This window comes from Pantoea sp. IMH (assembly GCF_000599885.1).
Classification (GTDB): domain Bacteria; phylum Pseudomonadota; class Gammaproteobacteria; order Enterobacterales; family Enterobacteriaceae; genus Erwinia.
The window spans coordinates 360952-381796 of sequence record NZ_JFGT01000005.1 but is presented as its reverse complement, the minus strand read 5'-3'; the positions used below and the strand labels follow the sequence as shown (position 1 = coordinate 381796).

General features: G+C 53.8%; 17 protein-coding genes and 2 tRNA genes. All 19 read right to left on the bottom strand.

Annotated elements, in window-relative coordinates; translation table 11 throughout:
• Positions 1–39: 39 nt before the first annotated feature.
• The 19 genes from EA20_RS0110045 to rlmE all read right to left on the bottom strand — a co-directional run bounded on the left by EA20_RS0110045 (position 40) and on the right by rlmE (position 20734).
• The gene (locus EA20_RS0110045) at positions 40–1197 is read right to left on the bottom strand and encodes an MFS transporter (protein ID WP_024966699.1); all 1158 of its coding nucleotides are present in this window, start codon (positions 1195–1197) and stop codon (positions 40–42) included.
• A 155-nt stretch (positions 1198–1352) separates the two neighbouring features.
• Positions 1353–2351 carry an ROK family protein gene (locus tag EA20_RS0110040; RefSeq protein WP_024966698.1) on the bottom strand — a complete coding sequence of 333 codons (999 nt, stop codon included), beginning with the start codon at positions 2349–2351 and terminating at the stop codon, positions 1353–1355.
• 153 nt (positions 2352–2504) lie between these two features.
• A complete protein-coding gene (locus EA20_RS0110035) occupies positions 2505–4427 on the bottom strand; it encodes a DEAD/DEAH family ATP-dependent RNA helicase (RefSeq protein WP_038381572.1) in 1923 nt (640 codons plus the stop codon).
• Between the two features lie 16 nt (positions 4428–4443).
• Complete coding sequence (gene yrbN, locus EA20_RS21295; RefSeq protein ID WP_152540238.1) at positions 4444–4500, bottom strand: protein YrbN; 57 nt, start codon at positions 4498–4500, stop codon at positions 4444–4446.
• A 104-nt stretch (positions 4501–4604) separates the two neighbouring features.
• Entirely contained in the window at positions 4605–5489 is an 885-nt protein-coding gene (gene nlpI / locus EA20_RS0110030; RefSeq protein WP_024966696.1) for a lipoprotein NlpI, read from the bottom strand.
• Between the two features lie 129 nt (positions 5490–5618).
• Complete coding sequence (gene pnp, locus EA20_RS0110025; protein ID WP_024966695.1) at positions 5619–7748, bottom strand: polyribonucleotide nucleotidyltransferase; 2130 nt, start codon at positions 7746–7748, stop codon at positions 5619–5621.
• A 306-nt stretch (positions 7749–8054) separates the two neighbouring features.
• Positions 8055–8324 carry a 30S ribosomal protein S15 gene (gene rpsO / locus EA20_RS0110020; RefSeq protein WP_024966694.1) on the bottom strand — a complete coding sequence of 90 codons (270 nt, stop codon included), beginning with the start codon at positions 8322–8324 and terminating at the stop codon, positions 8055–8057.
• Positions 8325–8407: 83 nt separating this feature from the next.
• On the bottom strand, positions 8408–9376 hold the full coding sequence (gene truB / locus EA20_RS0110015; protein ID WP_024966693.1) for a tRNA pseudouridine(55) synthase TruB: 969 nt from the start codon (positions 9374–9376) through the stop codon (positions 8408–8410).
• The gene (gene rbfA, locus EA20_RS0110010; RefSeq protein WP_024966692.1) at positions 9376–9789 is read right to left on the bottom strand and encodes a 30S ribosome-binding factor RbfA; all 414 of its coding nucleotides are present in this window, start codon (positions 9787–9789) and stop codon (positions 9376–9378) included. The genes truB and rbfA overlap by 1 nt, the downstream gene beginning before the upstream one ends.
• A 65-nt stretch (positions 9790–9854) precedes the next feature.
• Complete coding sequence (gene infB / locus EA20_RS0110005; protein WP_024966691.1) at positions 9855–12545, bottom strand: translation initiation factor IF-2; 2691 nt, start codon at positions 12543–12545, stop codon at positions 9855–9857.
• 25 nt (positions 12546–12570) lie between these two features.
• The gene (nusA, locus tag EA20_RS0110000; protein WP_024966690.1) at positions 12571–14058 is read right to left on the bottom strand and encodes a transcription termination factor NusA; all 1488 of its coding nucleotides are present in this window, start codon (positions 14056–14058) and stop codon (positions 12571–12573) included.
• A gap of 24 nt (positions 14059–14082) precedes the next feature.
• Positions 14083–14535, bottom strand: a complete 453-nt coding sequence (gene rimP, locus EA20_RS0109995) for a ribosome maturation factor RimP (protein ID WP_024966689.1) — start codon at positions 14533–14535, stop codon at positions 14083–14085.
• A 210-nt stretch (positions 14536–14745) separates the two neighbouring features.
• A tRNA-Met gene (locus tag EA20_RS0109990) sits at positions 14746–14822 on the bottom strand.
• A gap of 59 nt (positions 14823–14881) precedes the next feature.
• Positions 14882–14968 (bottom strand) — tRNA-Leu (locus tag EA20_RS0109985).
• Positions 14969–15023: 55 nt separating this feature from the next.
• Positions 15024–15356, bottom strand: coding sequence for a preprotein translocase subunit SecG (gene secG / locus EA20_RS0109980; protein ID WP_024966688.1), 333 nt, complete (start codon positions 15354–15356; stop codon positions 15024–15026).
• 343 nt (positions 15357–15699) lie between these two features.
• Positions 15700–17034 carry a phosphoglucosamine mutase gene (glmM, locus tag EA20_RS0109970; RefSeq protein WP_024966687.1) on the bottom strand — a complete coding sequence of 445 codons (1335 nt, stop codon included), beginning with the start codon at positions 17032–17034 and terminating at the stop codon, positions 15700–15702.
• Positions 17035–17038: 4 nt separating this feature from the next.
• The gene (gene folP, locus EA20_RS0109965; protein WP_024966686.1) at positions 17039–17875 is read right to left on the bottom strand and encodes a dihydropteroate synthase; all 837 of its coding nucleotides are present in this window, start codon (positions 17873–17875) and stop codon (positions 17039–17041) included.
• A gap of 119 nt (positions 17876–17994) precedes the next feature.
• Complete coding sequence (gene ftsH / locus EA20_RS0109960) at positions 17995–19929, bottom strand: ATP-dependent zinc metalloprotease FtsH (protein ID WP_024966685.1); 1935 nt, start codon at positions 19927–19929, stop codon at positions 17995–17997.
• A gap of 175 nt (positions 19930–20104) precedes the next feature.
• Positions 20105–20734 (bottom strand): 23S rRNA (uridine(2552)-2'-O)-methyltransferase RlmE, encoded by a 630-nt coding sequence (gene rlmE, locus EA20_RS0109955; protein ID WP_024966684.1) that lies wholly within the window; start codon positions 20732–20734, stop codon positions 20105–20107.
• Between the last annotated feature and the right edge of the window lie 111 nt (positions 20735–20845).

Here is a 20845-nt window from a genome sequence, read left to right as displayed (position 1 = left end):
GTGCACCAACATCTGCTGTCGGCTACCCAGGCTGAACGGCTAATAACGTAGCCTGAATGCCCCGGCGATAATGATCAGGAACGCCAGCCCCATCAGGGTAAAAGCGAGATAGAGGCTGGAGAGATGTGCAACCCAGCCCAGCAGCGCCGGACCACCCAGAATGCCCAGATAACCCATAGTAGCCACCAGCGCGACCGACATATTTACCGGCATCACTTTTTCCTGACCAGCAAGCGTAATCAGCACCGGCGCAATATTTGCAGCCCCAAGGCCAACCAGTGCGAAACCGGCCAGTGACCACATCCAGCCTGGCATCAGTACCACGATCAGATAGCCCAGCATCGCGATAATCCCGCCATAAATGAGGACACGTTTACGTCCGAGACGGCTGACCACCGCATCACCCGTCATACGCATCAGCGACATGGTGAGCGAAAAAAGCGCGAAGCTCCATCCTGCATGTTCCAGCGCCAGCCCACGATCCTCCGTCATAAAGACGCCGCTCCAGTCAATGACTGCGCCTTCTGCCATAAAGCAGATCATGGTCATTGCCGCCATCAATACCAGGCGGAAATTGGGTCGCGCCTTCGGTTTGGTTTCATCTTTTTCTTCATGACTGCCCACAGGAAGCAATGCGGTAAATGACAGCAGCGTCACTACCCCTATCAGGGCGATGGCGATGAAAGTACTTACCGGCGGCGTCATGCCCAGGCTGAACAGCAGCGCTCCGCCGCCCGCACCCGCGATGCCGCCGACGCTCCACAGACAGTGGAATCCGGACATCAGCGGCTTACCCGCCGCCTGCTCAACCAGCGAGCCCTGTACGTTGACCGCCACATCCGTCAGACCAATGCCCATGCCAAAGATAAACAGGCTCATGGCCAGCAGTGGTAGCGTTTCTAGCATCGCCAGCAGCGGTAACATCAGGCTGTAGAGCACGACTGATGCAATGATGACGCTGCGGCAGCCAAACCGGCCGATAATGCGCCCTGATCCCAGCATAGACAGCAAAGAACCTGCGCCAAGGAAGAGCAACAGCAGGCCCAACTCACCGGCAGCCGATCCGGTACGTTGCTGGGCAAATGGCACCAGCGCTGCCCAGAGCCCCATCGCCATACCGGTGATAAAAAAAATCGCCCGGGTGGCGATACGCTTGTCATGGCTGCCCGCCATCACCATTACGTTTTCGACAGTCATCGTTGGCTACCTTTATAAAAGAGGGAGAGGAACGGCCGCAGCTTATTAAAACACTTTTAATAAGTGATGATTATATTCATGCCCGGCAAAAACTGTCAAATCATCAGCGGTAAATTTCCGCCTCAGACAGTGGCAGGAGAAGATGAAAGTGTGGTTCAGTCGTTAAAAAGACGATAGAGCATATAGCGCTGGCGGCTCAGTTCGGCGATGCCTTGCAGATAGTCAGAACGGACGGAAGGACGAAAGACAAGCTGGGGCATATGTCTTGCTGGAATATACTCCGCACAGCGCTGGCGTATCTGCGGCAGCAGCGCATCGCTGAGGCGGGGTCCGGATAGCGCCACCGTGGCCGGGTTGATTACCGCTGTCAGCGAGGCCACAATTTTTCCCAGCTCATCGGCGAGTGGCAGGTCATTTCCGGCTTGCCAGGGAAGGTAGGAGACTTCTCCCGCAAAAAAGCTGGCACCTTGTAGTAGCTGACCGTTAACGACAATGCCGCAACCGGTGCAGGGCACGTCCGGTTTCAGTATATAGGCTACCGGCGCTGTTATGTCGGCACAGCTGCTGCGATAAAAGCCCCAGGCGGTATAATTCATATCGTTATCGATCTGCACATACAGACCAAACCGCTGCTGCAATTCTGCCAAAACCGGCACATTAACAAAATGACTGATGTCGCAGGAAAGTACCACGCCATCCGTGACCACGCCCGGTAGCCCGACGCCCAGCACCTTAACACCCGGCCAGGCATCAAGCAGGTTTTTCGCCTGCTGAAAAAAATAGTCCAGCGTCAGCGGCCTGTAATCCATTTCCCCCTGCCCGAGCATCTCGCCCGTCGCCGACGTGACAGACCAGACAAGCGTGGCGGCGGTATCGCTACCTTCCGCATACAGGCTGAGCACGGAATAATAATCTGGATTGAGGGCGTAACGCTGCGCTGGCCGTCCCCCCCGCGAAGCGGCCTGTTCCAGCATCAGCGCTTCACCGCTCTCACACAGCTCATTCAGCACGGTGCCACACGTCGCCACGCTCAGGCCGGTTTCCACTGCCACCTCTGATTTAGTGGCAGCTTCCTGCGATCTCAGCGCTTCGATAACCTGCACGACGTTATTTTTTTTCATTTCACGGGTCGTACGGGTGACGGGAATATTCATATCGCCTCACTGACGTGTTCATTCACAGCGCTAATTTATCACAACGCAGGCGAAGGCCTGAACTGAACAGGCCGGATCCTTCAGGCAAAAAAAAACCAGCCACCCTGAGGTGACTGGTTTTTCTGACGATTGCCGGTAAAGGACCGTCAGCGATTACGCATCGCGGCGACGGGTTGGCGCTGCGCCACCCTCTTCACGACGTGGGCCACGGTTGCCACCGTCACGGCTGAAACCACCGCTGCGACGCTCACCGCCACGGTCGTTGCTGAAGCGACGGGCGCCTTCAGGACGATCGCCACGACCAGCTTCACGACGCTCGCCGAAACCGCCGCGCGCTGGAGCACCGCCACGGCGTTCGCCGCCACGATCGTTGCTGCGAGGCTGGGCATCACCAATCAGCTGCATATTCATCGGCTTGTTCAGAATACGCGTACGGGTGAAATGCGTCAGGATGTCGCCCGGCATACCTTTCGGCAGCTCGATAGTGGAGTGCGTACCGAACAGCTTGATGTTACCGATGTAACGGCTGCTGATATCACCTTCGTTAGCGATCGCGCCAACGATGTGACGGACTTCAACGCCATCATCACGGCCAACTTCAATGCGGTACACTTCCATATCGCCAACGTCACGACGTTCACGGCGTGGACGGTCGCCATCACGGGCTTCGCGCGGACCACGCTCCGGACGATCACCACGACGATCGTCACGCTCTTTGAACTCACGACGCGGACGCGGAGCCGGATCGGCAGGTACGATTAGCGGACGTTCGCCCTGCGCCATTTTCAGCAGCGCGGCAGCCAGCGTTTCGATATCCAGCTCTTCTTCCGCAGGCTGCATTTTGCTCAGCAGCGCACGGTACTGTTCCAGGTCGCTGCTTTCCAGCTGCTGCTGAACTTTTGCCGCGAACTTAGCCAGGCGACGCTGACCCAGCAGCTCTGCGTTAGGCAGTTCAACTTCAGGAATGGTCAGCTTCATGGTGCGTTCGATGTTACGCAGCAGACGACGCTCACGGTTCTCAACGAACAGCAGCGCGCGGCCCGCACGACCTGCACGACCGGTACGGCCAATACGGTGCACGTAAGATTCCGCATCCATAGGAATGTCATAGTTAACGACCAGGCTGATACGCTCAACGTCCAGACCACGGGCAGCAACGTCGGTGGCGATCAGGATATCAAGACGACCATCCTTCAGGCGTTCCAGGGTCTGTTCACGCAGCGCCTGGTTCATATCGCCGTTCAGCGCGGCGCTGTTGTAACCGCTGCGCTCCAGCGCTTCGGCCACTTCCAGCGTGGCGTTTTTGGTACGCACGAAGATAATCGCCGCATCAAAATCTTCCGACTCCAGGAAGCGAACCAGTGCATCGGTCTTACGACCGTAAGCCGTCCAGTAGCTCTGACTGATGTCAGGGCGCGTGGTCAGGCTTGACTGGATGCGCACTTCCTGCGGATCTTTCATAAAGCGTTTAGTGATACGACGAATCGCTTCTGGCATGGTGGCAGAGAACAGCGCGGTCTGATGGTCCGCTGGAATCTGCGCCATAATCGTTTCGACGTCTTCGATGAAGCCCATACGCAGCATTTCATCAGCTTCGTCCAGCACCAGGCCGCGCAGATTAGAAAGGTCTAACGTGCCGCGTTTCAGGTGATCGAGCAGGCGTCCAGGTGTACCCACAACGACCTGTGGTCCCTGGCGCAGAGCGCGCAGCTGGACGTCATAACGCTGACCGCCGTAAAGGGCCACAACGTTAAGTCCGCGCATATGTTTAGAGAAGTCGGTGACCGCTTCTGCAACCTGAACCGCCAACTCACGGGTTGGTGCCAGTACCAGGATTTGTGGTGCTTTCAGATTGCTGTCAATGTTATGCAGCAGTGGCAGCGAGAACGCTGCGGTTTTGCCGCTCCCGGTCTGAGCCATACCCAGCACATCACGGCCCGCCAGCAGGTGAGGAATACACTCAGCCTGGATCGGAGAAGGCTTTACATAGCCCATGCCGTTAAGTGATTCAAGGATATCTTCGTTCAGGCCAAGGTCAGCGAAAGTGGTTTCAATAGTGGTTTCAATATCAGTCATGTAGTACACGTGCCTCTTAGATTGCGGCGGCCAGTCTACATAACTCGTCGTGAAAACATTTAGTCATTTTCATCAAAAAGTGTGAACCGGCTCAAATTAGTGGTTTCGACGAACAAGAAAGCCCTCATCCGCTAAGATGATGACATTTCGAAAAAAAGGGCAATAAAAGTTCGTCAGCTATTGCTGGTCAGATTCTGATAGATCGTCTTGTGTCTGGCCGAGTAGCGCCAGCTCCAACAATGCATATCGGTGCTCAACGAAGTTATGAACGTTGTTAGCGACCGTCAGCTTGAACAACGCTTCTGCGTTGTCCTTCTCCCCCAGACTTAGGTAGTACTTACCTAAATAGAAGTTGGTTTCACTGAGATGTTCAGCGAGCGAGGTGTTATCCGTTGCGTCCGCCTTGAGGCTGTCTATCAGCGTGCTTTCGCTGATATCCCCCAGGTAGAACTCGACAATATTCCATCCCCATTGGTCCCTGGCCGCTTTGTCGTAACGCTGTTGTAGCGCGGCGACAGCCTTTTTCGCGTCAATTTCCCGTTCATCGAGATAAAGCCACAAGCTGCGGAAGGGATCGTTAGGATCGTCTTGATAAAACGCCAGCAGATCATCTTGCGCCAGTTTAAACCTTCCGCCGTAATAAAGTGCGATACCACGGTTTAAACGCGCATAATTGTAAGTTGGATCAAGCTCAAGTACAGAATCAAACGCTTCATAGGCAGCATCAAAATTGCCTGCCTGCGTAAGATAAATGCCTAAGTAATTGAATACATCAGGCATATCGGGTCTGACAGCCAGCGCTTGTGAAAAATCATTTCGCGCCAGTGCTCTCAAACCTAAACTATCATACAACACTCCGCGCTCATATAACAGCTGTGCGCGTTCATCATCGCTCAGGGCCCGACTGGCAAGTATTTGTTCCATGCGCGCCAGAATGACTTCCTGCTGCAACGTTGGCTGCAACGGGACGGCCAGAACCTCACTCTTACGCCAATCAGAGTTGCTGCATCCTGCCAGCGTTAAAGCTGTCGCAACGAAACACCAGCGCAAAAAAGGCTTCATTTCCCACTCCCGAATACAAACAATGGGATGATAATCCTTTCATCCGCCTGCCGTGCACAAGGTGTCTTCCTGCCCTCGCGATGAAACAGCTCCTCCGGCATCACGCAGGAGGAGCTTATTGGTACGACGTTACTCTGCTTCAGGCGCTGGTGTCGCGGCCGCTTCAGGCTCAGCCTGTTCGGACGCTTCTTTGATGCTCAGGCGCACACGGCCCTGACGATCAACTTCCAGAACCTTCACCGGGACTTCCTGGCCCATCTGCAGGTAATCAGTCACTTTCTCTACGCGCTTATCGGCGATCTGAGAAATATGCACCAGACCTTCTTTACCGCCACCGATAGCCACGAAGGCACCGAAGTCAACGATGCGGGTAACTTTACCGTTGTAGATTCGACCTACTTCGATTTCTGCGGTGATCTCTTCGATGCGGCGAATAGCATACTTCGCTTTCTCACCATCGGTTGCCGCGATTTTAACGGTACCGTCATCTTCGATTTCGATAGTGGTGCCGGTTTCTTCGGTCAGCGCACGAATAACCGAGCCGCCCTTACCGATAACGTCTTTGATTTTGTCCTGGCTAATCTTGATGGTGTGAATGCGTGGCGCAAACTGAGAGATATCACCACGTGGTGTGCTGATAGCCTGTTCCATCACGCCCAGGATATGCAGACGCGCACCTTTAGCCTGATTCAGCGCCACCTGCATGATTTCACGGGTGATGCCTTCGATTTTGATGTCCATCTGCAGCGCGGTGATACCTTCACGGCTACCGGCTACTTTAAAGTCCATATCGCCAAGGTGATCTTCGTCACCCAGGATATCTGACAGGACAACAAAGTTATCGCCGTCTTTTACCAGACCCATCGCGATACCCGCGACGGCGGCTTTAATCGGCACGCCAGCATCCATCAGCGCCAGAGAAGCACCGCAGACGGAAGCCATTGAAGAGGAGCCGTTAGATTCGGTGATTTCAGAAACCACACGCACGGTATAAGGGAAAGCATCGCCTTTAGGCATTACTGCCAGCACGCCGCGCTTCGCCAGACGTCCGTGACCAATTTCACGACGCTTAGGCGAGCCAACCATACCCGTTTCACCCACGGAGTACGGAGGGAAGTTGTAGTGGAACAGGAAGTTGTCGGTACGTTCGCCCATCAACTCATCCAGATTCTGCGCATCACGGGCGGTGCCCAGCGTGGCGGTGACCAGTGCCTGAGTTTCACCACGGGTGAACAGGGCTGAACCGTGAGTACGTGGCAGTACGCCGGTACGCACATCCAGGCCACGGATCATGTCTTTCTCACGTCCGTCGATACGTGGCTCACCACGCAGGATGCGGCTACGTACAACGTCTTTTTCCAGACCGTGCAGGATATCGCTGATTTCACCTTCGTCCAGGCTCTCATCTTCAGCCAGCAGCGCAGCGGTGACTTCCGTTTTGATATCGCTAACCTGGGTATAACGTTCCTGTTTTTCAGTGATGCGGTAAGCATCACTCAGACGGGATTCAGCCAGCGCGGCAATACGGGAGTGTAACGATTCATTTACAGCTTCAGGCTGCCAGTCCCAGCGCGGCTTGCCCGCTTCTGCAACCAGTGAATTGATCTGATCGATTACGATCTGCTGCTGCTCGTGGCCGAACACCACTGCGCCCAGCATCTGATCTTCGCTCAGCAGTTCTGCTTCAGATTCAACCATCAGCACCGCGCCCTGAGTACCGGCAACCACCAGGTCCAGCTTGCTCTCTTTCAGCTCATCGGTGGTTGGGTTCAGCACGTACTGATCGTTGATATAACCGACGCGAGCAGCACCAATCGGGCCATTAAATGGCATACCGGAAAGGCTGAGCGCGGCAGAAGCACCGATCATCGCAACGATGTCCGGATTAACTTGTGGGTTAACGGAAACCACGGTCGCGATGACCTGGACTTCGTTAACAAACCCTTCAGGGAACAGCGGGCGTACCGGACGGTCAATCAGGCGCGACGTGAGGGTTTCACCTTCGCTTGGACGGCCTTCACGACGGAAGAAGCTGCCCGGAATACGACCAGCAGCGTAAGTACGCTCCTGATAGTTAACGGTTAACGGGAAAAAGTCCTGGCCTGGCTTGGCGCTTTTCTTGCCGACAACGGTCACGAACACTGCGGTGTCGTCCATGCTTACCATTACGGCTGCGGTTGCCTGGCGAGCCATCATACCGGTCTCAATGGTGACGGTATGCTGACCATACTGGAATTTTCTTACGATCGGGTTCAGCAAAATTATGTCCTTAACGTGCTGGCAGGGCACTGACCCTGCCGTTAATTTTCAATCCTCATCTGCATCCTCGCGACTAATGACAATCTTTAATCCCCACCCGGGAGTAAAGCCTCTCATTAGCCGCGCGAAACGCTGCAACTGAAGATCACACTCGTCAACAATACAATAGTTTGGTCGTAAATGCTGCGGCTCACCTGAAAAAAGGGGCCATAAAGGCCCCTTTTTAGCGAAACTCGCACGAATCTGCCTTTATGCCATTTTTCGAATCAGATTGCGCTGAAACGGTGGCGGGGCCGATTCTGAGACTTAGCGACGCAGACCCAGACGCTCGATCAGGCTGGTGTAACGTGCAACGTCTTTACGCTTCAGGTAATCCAGCAGCTTACGACGCTGGGAAACCATACGCAGCAGACCGCGACGGCTGTGGTGGTCTTTCTTGTGCTCAGAGAAGTGACCCTGCAGGTGGTTAATCTGAGCAGTCAGCAGAGCAACCTGAACTTCGGTAGAACCACTGTCGTTCGCATCACGACCGTAATCAGCAACGATCTGCGCTTTAGTTTCAACACTTAGAGACATGTTACAACTCCAAATTATAAGATAAATGTACAGGCGCCGATCTCTAATTCAGCCACCCAGTGTAAAGCCGCACTATTCTACTCTTAGCCCGATGCTTTCGCAAATGGCAGGTCAGAATATTCCACAACCAGACGACGGGGAGCAACGCGCCCATCTTCCGCAATCTCCGCCATGCCGATAAACTTGCGTTCATCGCCTTCTGTCACCCTCACCAGTCCGGTGTCTGGCGCGTTAGCCGCCTGCACCGGCATCCCCTGCTTAAAGTAAGCGGAGACGGTGATTGGCAGATTAACCTCAGGCCAGGCCGCTGCGGGACTGTCCATTGGCATCAGTAAAGGATCCAGCAGGTCTGCAGGGGTTCGATCTGTTCGGTAAGCTTCTTCACTCAGCGCGGCCAGCTGCTCCAGCGTCACCATGCTGGTGATGGGATAAGTCGCCACCTGCAGGCGCCGCAAAAAAATGACGTGCGCGCCGCAGCCCAGTATCTCGCCAAGGTCGTCGATAATGGTGCGGATGTAAGTCCCTTTTGAGCAGTGGATTTCCAGCTCAAGCTCATCCCCTTCCCAGCGGATAAACTGCAGATCATAAACTGTGATGCTGCGCGCTTCCCGTGGCACTTCAATACCTTCACGGGCATATTCATACAGTTTACGGCCCTGGTACTTCAAAGCAGAGTACATCGATGGCACCTGCTGAGTTTCTCCGCGGAAACCCTCCAGCGCCTGATCCAGCGCTTCCTGCGTAAACGTTACCGGACGCTCGCTGATTACCGCACCATCGGCATCAGAGGTATCCGTGCGCTGGCCCAGTCGGGCAATCACGCGGTAGCGTTTATCAGAGTCCAGCAGATACTGGGAAAACTTGGTGGCTTCGCCCAGGCAGATAGGCAGCATGCCTGTCGCCAGCGGATCCAGCGCGCCAGTGTGGCCGGCACGGTTTGCTGTGAACAGCCGCTTTACTTTCTGCAGGGCATCATTGCTTGAAAGCCCCTGAGGTTTGTCCAGCAGCAGCACGCCGTGGACGTCGCGACCGCGACGACGGGGACGGCTCATCACTCTTCCTTCTTGTCTTCTTCCTGCCCTTCACCCGGCCCACGACGCTCGGCGTCGTTTCTGACCACATTTGTCACCAGGTTAGACATGCGCATCCCTTCAACCAGCGAGTTGTCATAGAAGAAGGTCAGTTCCGGCACAATACGCAGGCGCATTGCTTTACCCAGCAGTGAGCGGATGTATCCTGTGGAATCACCCAGCGCGCGCAGGCCGCCTTTGATAGCGTCTTCGTCTTTGTCATTGAGGAAGGTAACAAAGACCTTGGCATAGGCCAGGTCACGTGAAAGCTCCACACCTGAAACAGTTACCATCATGCCCAGACGGGGATCTTTAATCTCACGCTGTAAAATAATAGCGATCTCTTTCTGCAACTCCTGGGAGACACGCTGCGGGCGACCAAATTCTTTCGCCATAATTATTCTCTCCAAATAAATACGGGAGGCGCTAAGGCCTCCCGAATAGGTTGTTCAGGCAACCATTAAGCGATAGTACGCTGGATCTCGATAATCTCGAAGACTTCAATCATATCGCCAACACGCACATCATTGTAGTTCTTCACGCCGATACCACATTCCATGCCGTTACGGACTTCGTTGACGTCATCCTTGAAGCGACGGAGTGATTCCAGCTCGCCTTCATAGATAACCACGTTGTCGCGCAGAACGCGGATTGGGTTGTGACGCTTGATGTTGCCTTCGGTGACCATACAGCCCGCGACAGCACCAAACTTCGGTGATTTAAACACGTCACGCACTTCGGCAAGTCCAGTAATCTGGTGCTTGTATTCCGGCGCCAGCATCCCGCTCATGGCCTGCTTAACTTCGTCAATCAGATTATAGATGACGGAGTAATAGCGCAGGTCCAGACTCTCAGCATCGATAACGCGACGGGCAGAAGCATCAGCACGTACGTTGAAGCCAACCAGAATCGCATTGGAAGCCGCAGCCAGCGTGGCGTCGGTTTCGGTGATGCCACCTACGCCAGAGCCCACGATTTTGACTTTCACTTCTTCGGTTGACAGCTTCAGCAGGGAGTCGGTGATTGCTTCGACAGAACCCTGTACGTCGGCTTTCAGCACGATGTTCAGCTCGGACACTTCGCCTTCGGTCATGTTGGCAAACATGTTTTCCAGCTTAGATTTCTGCTGACGAGCCAGCTTAACTTCGCGGAATTTGCCCTGACGATAGAGCGCAACTTCACGCGCTTTCTTCTCATCACGCACAACGGTCGCTTCATCACCGGCAGCAGGAACGCCTGACAGGCCGAGGATCTCGACAGGAATCGAAGGACCCGCCGTCATAACTTCACGACCTAACTCGTCACGCATCGCACGCACACGGCCATATTCGAAGCCACACAGAACGATATCGCCTTTGTTCAGCGTCCCTTCACGTACCAGAACGGTAGCAACCGGACCACGACCTTTATCCAGGAAGGATTCGATGACCACACCGCTTGCCATACCCTGGCGAACTGCGGTCAGTTCCAGCACTTCCGCCTGAAGCAGAATCGCATTCAGCAGGTCGTCAATACCGGTACCCGCTTTCGCTGATACGTTGACGAACATGTTTTCGCCGCCCCACTCTTCCGGAATGATACCGTACTGAGTCAGTTCGTTCTTAACGCGATCCGGATCGGCTTCTGGTTTATCAACCTTGTTCACCGCAACCACAACCGGCACTTTAGCGGCTTTGGCGTGCTGGATAGCTTCAATAGTCTGTGGCATAACGCCATCATCAGCGGCGACGACCAGGATAACGATATCCGTTGCCTGAGCACCACGGGCACGCATTGCGGTAAACGCGGCGTGACCTGGAGTATCCAGGAAGGTGACCATACCGTTGTCGGTTTCAACATGGTATGCACCGATGTGCTGGGTAATGCCACCCGCTTCGCCAGAGGCGACTTTTGTGGAGCGAATATAGTCCAGCAGCGAGGTTTTACCGTGGTCAACGTGACCCATGATGGTCACGACCGGTGCGCGGGATTCCATTGCCGCATCGGTATCACGATCGCTCATTACCGCTTCTTCCAGCTCGTTCTCGCGGCGCAGCGTCACTTTGTGACCCATCTCTTCCGCGACCATCTGAGCCGTTTCCTGATCGATAACCTGGTTAATGGTGGCCATAGCGCCCATTTTCATCATCGCTTTGATGACCTGAGAGCCTTTCACCGCCATTTTGTTCGCCAGTTCAGCGACGGTAATGGTTTCACCAATGATCACGTCGCGGTTAACAGCCTGAGCAGGTTTGTTGAAGCCCTGCTGAAGGGTGCTTGGCTTACGCTTACCGCCTTTACCGCCACGGAACTGCGCACGCGCTTCTTCCCGGTCAGTTTTCGCTTCGGAATGCTTATTGCCTTTTTTGCGCTGTGCTGGCTTAGCCGGACGGGCAGCGCGGGTGCGGCGATCGCCTTCAACCTGCGCGTCGTTCTCATCTTCTGCCGCACGAGCATGGGTAGAAGTGGTGACGTGGTAGTCAGAAGTGTCTTCCACTTCTTTCTCCGCTTCAGCCCACTCGGAGCCCTTCTCTTCCGCCATTTTACGGGCCTCTTCCGCTACGCGCTTCGCTTCTTCTTCAATTTTGCGACGCGCTTCTTCTTCAGCTTTACGCTTCAGCTCTGCGGCTTCGGCTTCGCGACGGGCTTTGTCAGATTGGGTCGCCCGGGTCATATCGTCGGTATGTTGATTGCTCACTTTATTTTTTTCCGCTGCTTCACGTTTGGCTTTATCAGCTGCCTCACGTTTAGCCTGCTCCTCGGCTTCACGCTTCGCTTTCTCTTGAGCTTCGCGTTTGGCTTGTTCTTCAGCCTCACGACGAGCCAGTTCTTCCGCTTCACGCTGCGCCTGCTCTTCTGCTTCAGCCTGCTCGGCTTCGGCAGGATCGCCTTTCACGTAGGTGCGCTTTTTGCGGACTTCAATTTGCACCGATTTGCTTTTACCGCCGGTGCCCGGAATATTCAGGGTGCTGCGCGTTTTGCGCTGCAGAGTCAGTTTACCCGAACCGCTGTTATGATCACGGTTCAAGTGGTTGAGGAGCGTCTCTTTTTCCTGCTGTGTCACAGAGTCTGTTTCAGTCTTGCGGATCCCTGCATCAGCAAATTGCTGTACCAGGCGTTCTACCGGGGTCTGAATCTCTGCGGCCAGCGATTTTACGGTTACATCTGTCATGCTGTTCCTTCCTGCTTACAGTTTATTACGCGTCGTCGCCGAACCAGCAGATATTACGTGCAGCCATAATCAGCTCACCAGCCTGTTCGTCGCTCAGGCCATCAATATCTGACAGATCGTCAACACCCTGCTCGGCAAGATCTTCCAGCGTGCATACGCCTTTCGCTGCCAGCTTGTACGCCAGCTCGCGATCAAGACCTTCCAGACCCAGCAAATCTTCTGCTGGCTGGTTGTCGCCAAGGCTCTCTTCTTTAGCAAGAGCCAGAGTGGTTAACGCATTTTTCGCACGATCGCGCAGCGCTTCTACTGTCTCTTCATCCAGACCGTCGATTTCCAACAGCTCATTGATCGGGACATAAGCCAGTTCTTCCAGCGAAGAGAAGCCCTCTTCGACCAGCACGGTGGCAAAGTCTTCATCAATATCGAGATGTTTGGTAAAGACGTCGATGGCGGCATGGGCCTCAGCCTGATGCTTCGCTTGCAGATCGTCGACCGTCATTACGTTCAGCTCCCAGCCACTTAGCTGCGAAGCGAGACGTACGTTTTGGCCATTACGGCCGATCGCCTGAGCCAGATTTCCGGCTTCAACAGCGATATCCATGGTGTGATTATCTTCATCCACCACGATAGAGGCGACATCCGCCGGGGCCATCGCGTTGATCACGAACTGCGCAGGATTATCATCCCACAGTACGATATCAATGCGCTCGCCACCCAGTTCACTGGATACCGCCTGAACACGCGCACCACGCATACCCACGCAGGCGCCGACCGGATCGATACGCTTGTCGTTGGTTTTCACCGCAATCTTGGCACGAGAGCCCGGATCGCGCGCGGCGGCTTTAATCTCAATCACTTCTTCGCCAATTTCCGGCACTTCGATGCGGAACAGCTCAATCAGCATTTCCGGTTTGGAACGGCTGACAAACAGCTGGGCACCGCGTGCTTCGGGACGTACCGCATAGAGAACGCCGCGAATACGGTCACCCGGACGGAAGTTTTCGCGAGGCAGCATATCTTCACGAATGATGACAGCTTCTGCATTACTACCCAGATCCAGAGAGATATTGTCGCGGTTTACTTTCTTCACCACGCCGGTGATGATCTCACCTTCCTGCTCGCGGAACTGATCGACCACCATCGCGCGTTCAGCTTCGCGCACTTTCTGCACGATAACCTGTTTAGCGGTCTGCGTGGTGATACGGTCAAAGGTTACAGATTCAATCTGATCCTCGACATATTCGCCCAGATTCAGTGATTCATCTTCAAAACGCGCTGCATCAAGCGTGATCTCACGCGTTGGCATGGTCACTTCATCAACGATAACCCAGCGACGGAACGTATCAAAATCGCCACTTTTGCGATCGATGCTGACGCGGACGTCGATTTCCTGCTCATATTTTTTCTTGGTTGCTGTCGCCAGAGCGCTTTCCAGCGCTTCAAAAATCTTCTCGCGCGGGAGGGATTTTTCGTTAGATACGGCTTCGACTACAGCTAAAATTTCTTTGTTCATCCTGGTATGCCTCAATCCGGACTCTTAAAAGTGGGGAACCAGGTTCGCCTTCTGGATATTGCTCAGCGCGAACACTTCGTCGTTACCCTCAACGGTAACAGTGATCATTTCACCTTCAACAGATTTAATGATTCCCTGCCATTTGCGGCGGTTCTGTACGGCCATACGCAGCACCAGGCTCACTTCTTCGCCAGTAAATCGTGCGTAGTGCTCAGCGGTGAAGAGAGGGCGCTCAAGGCCTGGTGAGGAGACTTCAAGATGGTAGGCGACGGTTATCGGATCTTCAACGTCGAATACGGCGCTTACCTGGTGGCTGACATCAGCACAATCATCAACAGTGATGCCATCTTCACTATCAATATAGATGCGCAACGTGGATGTGCGGCCGCGTACAAACTCAATACCAACCAGTTCGTAGCCTAGCGCTTCAACCGGTGCTGAAATCAGCTCTGTCAATTTTTGCTCTAATGTGGACAATCCCACCCCCAAGACATAAAAAAAGGGCTTAATAGCCCAGTATGCTGTTTCCTGATAACAAAAAACCCCGAAAATTCGGGGCTTTATGCGACTGGACCCTGTACGCCATCACTGGCGGTTCGGCACAATCCAGAAGAATTTTTTTCAAAATCTGCTGAAATGCGCGTTACCTTGCATACAGTATATTTGAAAAAGAACTCTAAGGGAAAGTGGTTGCGGGGGCCGGATTTGAACCGACGACCTTCGGGTTATGAGCCCGACGAGCTACCAGGCTGCTCCACCCCGCGTCCGAAAACGTGGCAAATACTACGCCGATCTTGCATAAAATGCAAGCAAAACTGAGATTTGGTACCGAGGACGGGACTTGAACCCGTAAGCCCATGCGGGCACTACCACCTCAAGGTAGCGTGTCTACCAATTCCACCACCACGGCACAAAAGATTGCGACTTTTTTATTTCTGTCGCGTCGAAATAGTGACGCTTACTGCTTACTGTGGGATATCGCTTGCCGGCGAGGCCGGTTTAGCTGGCTGGCTCTGCTGCGACTGTGCAGGCTGAGTCAGATTTTCCCACTCGCTTCCTGTCTGGGTTTTGTTGCTGTTGAGGTTACCCAGAATCAAGCTGATGATGAAAAACAATGCTGCCAGCACTGCGGTCATACGGGTCATAAAGTTACCTGAACCGTTAGAACCAAACAGCGTTGCAGAAGAGCCTGCACCAAATGACGCGCCCATATCAGCGCCTTTACCTTGCTGCAGCATGATCAGACCTACAAGGCCGATTGCCACAATAAGGAAAACTACCAAAAGAGCTTCGTACATATTCAACCTGTTCCTTGCGCGGAAACCGCACATCAAAAGCTTCAAACCAGTCAGAGTGATAGCGTTGTCGCTACCCATCAGAAGCGGGTGTGAATACTAACCAAACCCGCCCTTCTGTGCAAGAGCAATTTATCATGCCTTCATCAACTGCAGAAAAAAACAGCAAAAAAAGTCAGGTTGCATTTTTTTTAAGCGAAAACGACTGATTTAATAGCAAAAATGCAGGTCAGGATGCCGTATGCCTGAGCTTTTGTTGCTGGCTAAACAATAAAACAGGCCGGGCAGTTTTTGAGGCTGTCCGGCCCGGAAAATTCACGCTTTGGCCGCTTTGGCCGGAGGAGAATTACACTGCTTTCACCGCATCTGCAATGCGATGCGCCAGCGCGCTGACCTGAGCTTCATCTTCCCCTTCAACCATGACCCGGATAAGCGGCTCGGTACCGGATTTACGCAGTAGCACACGTCCGCGTCCACTCAGCGCTTTCTCCACCTCGGCCGTTACCGCTTTCACGGTTTCATCTTCCAGCGGGTCTGTGGTACCACTGAAGCGCACATTCACCAGAATTTGCGGCAGCAGTTTCATGCCACTGCAAAGGTCATGCAGCGTCATATGGTTACGCACCATAGCGGTAAGCACTTGCAAACCCGCCACGATACCGTCGCCGGTGGTGGTTTTGTCGAGCAGGATGACGTGACCAGAGTTTTCTGCGCCAAGGCGCCAGCCCTTCTCCTGCAGTTTTTCCAGCACGTAACGGTCACCCACTTTCGCCCGGGCAAAAGGGATACCCAACTGCTTCAGCGCCAGCTCAAGTCCCATATTGCTCATCAGCGTACCTACAACGCCGCCACGAAGCTGCCCCTGGCGTAAACCCTCACGGGCGATAATGTAAAGTATCTGGTCACCATCCACTTTATGGCCCAGATGATCCACCATCATGATGCGGTCGCCATCGCCATCATAAGCCAGACCCACATCGGCTTTTTCAGCCAGGACGCGCTCCTGAAGCTGCCGCACGTCGGTCGCGCCACACTCTTTGTTAATGTTCATGCCATCCGGCTGGATGCCAATCGTAATCACCGTGGCGCCCAGCTCACGTAACACATTAGGCGCGATGTGGTATGTGGCACCATTAGCGCAATCCACCACGACCTTAAGGCCGTTCAGACTCAGCTCGCTCGGGAAAGTCCCCTTACAAAATTCGATGTAACGACCAGCAGCATCAACAATGCGGCTGGCACGCCCTAACGCAGCAGACTCGACGCAGGTGATCGGCTTCTCAAGCTCTGCCTCAATCGCTTCTTCCACGTCGTCAGGCAGTTTAGTGCCTTCAATCGAGAAAAATTTAATGCCGTTATCATCAAACGGGTTATGGGAAGCGGAGATGACGATACCTGCTTCAGCGCGGAAAGTTCTGGTCAGATAGGCAATGGCCGGTGTCGGCATCGGCCCGGTAAAAGCCGCAGAAAGTCCGGCGGCCGCCAGGCCAGCTTCAAGGGCAGATTCCAGCATATAACCGGAGATGCGTGTATCTTTGCCGATGATGATTTTTTTAGAACCGTTTCTTGCCAGCACCTTTCCGGCCGCCCAGCCAAGCTTCAGCACAAAATCAGGAGTGATAGGCGACTCGCCCACTTTGCCGCGGATGCCATCGGTACCAAAATACTTACGATTGCTCATAGCCTTACATTTCCTTCGCTGACAGTGTTGCTTCGACGACGCGCATCGCCTCGACGGTTTCTTTAACATCATGAACGCGCAGGATATGCGCGCCCTGCATAGCCGCTATGACCGCACAAGCCAGGCTGCCGGTAAGGCGCTGCGACGGTCCGACGTTCAGGAGTTGTCCGATCATGCTCTTACGGGACATGCCGACCAGCAGCGGTAATCCAAAGTGGTGAAAGTCGGCCAGGTGCGCCAGTAGCTGATAATTATGGGAGAGATTCTTACCGAAACCGAATCCCGGGTCGAGCAGCAGTTGCGCTTTTTTGATCCCAGCGCGCTCACAACGTGCAATCTGTTCAACGAAGTAATCATTCACGTCTTGCAGAAGGTTGTCATATTTCGGCGCCTGCTGCATGGTCTGAGGCGCGCCCTGCATATGCATCAGGCATACCGGCAAACCTGTCTCTGCCGCCGCTTCCAGCGCACCGGGTTCGCTCAGGGAGCGAATATCGTTGATGATGTGCGCCCCAGCGCGCGCTGATTCGCGTATGACTTCAGGCTTGGAAGTGTCTACTGACACCCAAACTTCAAACCGCTGAGCGATAGCTTCAACCACAGGTATTACACGTTCCAGTTCCTGCTCAACGCTAACTTCAGCTGCGCCTGGGCGGGTGGACTCGCCGCCTATATCAATGATGGTGGCGCCGGCATTAATCATCTCGTTAGCATGCGTCAGAGCCCGGATTAACTCGTTATGCTGACCGCCGTCTGAAAAAGAGTCCGGCGTCACATTTAAAATCCCCATGACGTGGGGATGTGACAGATCCAGAATGGAATCGCGGGCGTACAGCTTCATGTTTGAGTTTCTCCATGCACATCAGGCGGGACAGTCAGGCTGATAGTGTAACGAATGCGGGGATATAAAAAACCCCGGACGGCGCCGGGGTTTCAATTTTTTGTCTGTCAGAGAGGGACTTATTTGTCGCTCAGCCGCTCGGACATGGTATTGCCTGGGTTTGGCGTACGCGGTTCATCAACCGGACGCGGTGCCTTTGGCGTACCGCTGTCATCAGAATTACTGGTGCTGCCCGGATCTTCCCAACCTGCAGGTGGCCGTACTTCACGGCGAGCCATCAGGTCATCGATCTGAGGAGCATCAATGGTTTCATACTTCATCAACGCGTCTTTCATCGCGTGAAGGATGTCCATATTTTCATTCAGGATGCGGCGTGCACGCTGGTAGTTACCTTCAACCAGAGATTTAATTTCCTGGTCGATAATGCGCGCGGTTTCATCAGACATATGCTTCGCTTTTGCCACTGAGCGGCCGAGGAAGACTTCGCCATCCTCTTCAGCATAGAGCAGCGGGCCAAGTTTTTCTGAGAAGCCCCATTGCGTCACCATGTTACGTGCAATGGAGGTGGCTACCTTAATGTCATTCGACGCACCGGTAGAAACACGCTCAGGACCATAGATAATCTCTTCGGCCAGACGACCGCCGTACAGCGTTGAAATCTGACTTTCAAGCTTCTGACGGCTGGCGCTGATGGCATCGCCTTCGGGCAGGAAGAACGTCACACCTAAAGCACGTCCGCGAGGAATAATCGTCACCTTGTGCACCGGGTCATGCTCAGGAACCAGACGGCCAATGATAGCGTGGCCTGCTTCATGATAGGCGGTCGACTCTTTCTGCGATTCCGTCATTACCATGGAGCGGCGTTCCGCACCCATCATAATTTTATCTTTCGCTTTTTCGAACTCAACCATCGACACAACGCGGCGGTTTCCGCGCGCAGCAAACAGCGCGGCTTCGTTTACCAGGTTAGCGAGATCCGCACCGGAGAAGCCAGGCGTGCCACGGGCAATAACAGATGCATCAATATCCGTCGCCAGAGGAACACGACGCATATGCACTTTCAGAATCTGCTCACGACCACGTACGTCTGGCAAACCAACCACCACCTGACGGTCAAAGCGGCCTGGACGCAGCAGCGCGGGGTCAAGCACATCCGGACGGTTAGTTGCGGCGATGACGATAATGCCTTCATTGCCTTCAAACCCATCCATCTCAACCAGCATCTGGTTCAGCGTCTGCTCGCGCTCGTCGTGACCACCGCCCAGACCTGCGCCACGCTGGCGACCTACGGCATCAATCTCATCGATAAAGATAATGCAAGGTGCAGCTTTTTTCGCCTGCTCAAACATATCGCGGACGCGGGATGCACCCACGCCAACAAACATTTCAACGAAGTCGGAGCCGGAGATGGTGAAGAATGGCACTTTCGCTTCGCCAGCGATCGCCTTAGCCAGCAATGTTTTACCGGTACCCGGCGGGCCTACCATCAGCACGCCTTTCGGAATCTTACCGCCGAGTTTCTGGAAGCGGCTCGGTTCGCGCAGGTATTCAACCAGTTCGCTCACTTCTTCTTTCGCTTCGTCGCAACCAGCCACATCACCAAAAGTCGTTTTGATCTGATCTTCCGTCAGCATACGGGCTTTGCTTTTGCCGAAGGACATCGCGCCCTTTCCGCCGCCGCCCTGCATCTGACGCATAAAGAAGATCCAGACACCGATAAGTAACAGCATTGGGAACCAGGAGATGAAAATCGACGCCAGCAGGCTCGGTTCTTCCGGCGGTTCACCAACCACTTTTACATTTTTAGTCAACAGGTTATCGAGCAACTTGGGATCGTTGACGGGGATGTAGGTCGTGTATTTATTACTGTCTTTTTTGGTAACGTTGATTTCACGCCCGTTAATACGCGCCTCGCGGACCTGATCCTGGTTCACTTCAGACAGGAAGGTAGAGTAATCAACCCTACGGCCATTCGACTCGCTGGGCCCAAAGCTCTGGAATACAGACATCAGCACGACTGCGATGACTAACCAGAGAATCAGGTTTTTCGCCATGTCACTCAAGGGATTAACCTCTTCTTACAACGGTGTTAACAGACAGCGTAGGGTACTATATAACCATCCTGGTTGGAATCGCTGCGATGCTGACTGCGTCTCACTCTGACTGACTTATTATGTAAATCAGAATGAAGCTGCGTCTGCCGCTCTGCCGCGAAACCACCTGTGATGGCTATATTTTGCGCCCTGTCGCTACAATGTACACTTCACGCGAACGAGAGCGTGAAGCGTCCGGCTTACGAATTTTTACTTTCGTAAACAGGGAGCGAATTTCCCGGAGGTAATCTTCAAAGCCATCTCCCTGAAATACTTTCACTAAAAAACTGCCGCCGGGTGCCAGTACATCACGACACATATCCAGCGCAAGTTCGACTAAATACATCGATCGGGGGATATCAACGGCTGGCGTGCCGGTCATGTTGGGTGCCATATCGGACATCACAACCTGCACTTTTTTATCACCAACACGCTCCAACAGGGCTTTCAGGACCAGTTCATCACGAAAGTCACCCTGAAGGAAATCGACACCAACGATAGGATCCATCGGTAGGATATCACAGGCGATTACTCGCCCTTTAGATCCAATCTGCGTGACCACATATTGAGACCAGCCGCCCGGGGCTGCGCCCAAATCCACAACGGTCATGCCAGGCTTAAAGAGCTTATCGCCTTGCTGTATTTCATCAAGTTTAAACCAGGCGCGCGAGCGCAGCCCTTTTTTCTGTGCCTGAAGCACATATTTATCGCTAAAGTGTTCCTGTAGCCAGCGGCTGGAACTGGCCGAACGCTTTTTACCAGTCATACAATTTCCAACTATGATTCAACGTATGCGATAAATAAACCGCGCAAATCAGCACGCCGATTTGGTGATACACCTGAGATGGCGGTAGAATGACCCGTTTTCAATCCCAAT

Coding starts and splice junctions, on each gene's coding strand:
- nlpI (WP_024966696.1), bottom strand. CDS start 5,489: ATGAAGCCTTTTTTGCGCTGGTGTTTCGTTGCGACAGCTTTAACGCTG.
- EA20_RS0110035 (WP_038381572.1), bottom strand. CDS start 4,427: ATGACTGATATTGAAACCACTATTGAAACCACTTTCGCTGACCTTGGC.
- rlmE (WP_024966684.1), bottom strand. CDS start 20,734: ATGACTGGTAAAAAGCGTTCGGCCAGTTCCAGCCGCTGGCTACAGGAA.
- secG (WP_024966688.1), bottom strand. CDS start 15,356: ATGTACGAAGCTCTTTTGGTAGTTTTCCTTATTGTGGCAATCGGCCTT.
- rpsO (WP_024966694.1), bottom strand. CDS start 8,324: ATGTCTCTAAGTGTTGAAACTAAAGCGCAGATCGTTGCTGATTACGGT.
- folP (WP_024966686.1), bottom strand. CDS start 17,875: ATGAAGCTGTACGCCCGCGATTCCATTCTGGATCTGTCACATCCCCAC.
- rbfA (WP_024966692.1), bottom strand. CDS start 9,789: ATGGCGAAAGAATTTGGTCGCCCGCAGCGTGTCTCCCAGGAGTTGCAG.
- EA20_RS0110040 (WP_024966698.1), bottom strand. CDS start 2,351: ATGAATATTCCCGTCACCCGTACGACCCGTGAAATGAAAAAAAATAAC.
- glmM (WP_024966687.1), bottom strand. CDS start 17,034: ATGAGCAATCGTAAGTATTTTGGTACCGATGGCATCCGCGGCAAAGTG.
- truB (WP_024966693.1), bottom strand. CDS start 9,376: ATGAGCCGTCCCCGTCGTCGCGGTCGCGACGTCCACGGCGTGCTGCTG.
- infB (WP_024966691.1), bottom strand. CDS start 12,545: ATGACAGATGTAACCGTAAAATCGCTGGCCGCAGAGATTCAGACCCCG.
- nusA (WP_024966690.1), bottom strand. CDS start 14,058: ATGAACAAAGAAATTTTAGCTGTAGTCGAAGCCGTATCTAACGAAAAA.
- ftsH (WP_024966685.1), bottom strand. CDS start 19,929: ATGGCGAAAAACCTGATTCTCTGGTTAGTCATCGCAGTCGTGCTGATG.
- EA20_RS0110045 (WP_024966699.1), bottom strand. CDS start 1,197: ATGACTGTCGAAAACGTAATGGTGATGGCGGGCAGCCATGACAAGCGT.